This window comes from Aminobacter sp. P4_D5 (assembly GCF_056401815.1).
In genome coordinates, this window is record NZ_JBFUIP010001476.1 from 1 (window position 1) to 505 (window position 505).

Sequence of the window (505 nt, forward strand, 5' to 3'; positions counted from 1 at the left end):
GCGTAGCGACTGCTCGATCCAGAGCCAGGGCTCGAGCCCGCCGGCCATGACCCAGACCGGGCAGCGGACGCGCGGGGGAATGCGCTCGTAGTCGTGCTGCCGGGCCAGCTCGGGGGTCAGGCGGATGTCGGCGTTCACGGTGGTCCGCATGGCGGGCGTGGGATCGTAGATGCCGCTGCTCATCAGCGCCCCGGTGATCGTCCCGGGTTGCCCCTCCCAGTCCGCCGCGAGGATGGCGGCGACCAGATGCGCGCCCGCGGAGTGGCCGGACAGGGTGATCCGCCGGGGGTCGCCGCCGTGCTCAGCCACATGGCGCATGACCCAGGCGACGCAGGCGCGGGCGGAGGCGACGACCCCGTTCAGCATCACGCGCGGGCAGAGCGGGTAGTTGGCGATCACGGCCGTCACGCCGCGCCGGACCAGTGCCTGCGCGATGAAAGCGAAGTTCGCCTTATCCTGCGCCCGCCAGTAGCCGCCGTGGAAGAACACATGCACGGGCGCTCCG

General features: G+C 72.1%; 1 protein-coding gene. It reads right to left on the reverse strand.

Going from position 1 to position 505, the window contains the following annotated elements; all coding sequences use genetic code 11:
• A partial coding sequence (locus tag AC1DWF_RS39050; RefSeq protein ID WP_476843742.1) for an alpha/beta hydrolase occupies positions 1–495 on the reverse strand: 495 nt, incomplete at its 3' end.
• Positions 496–505: the final 10 nt, after the last annotated feature.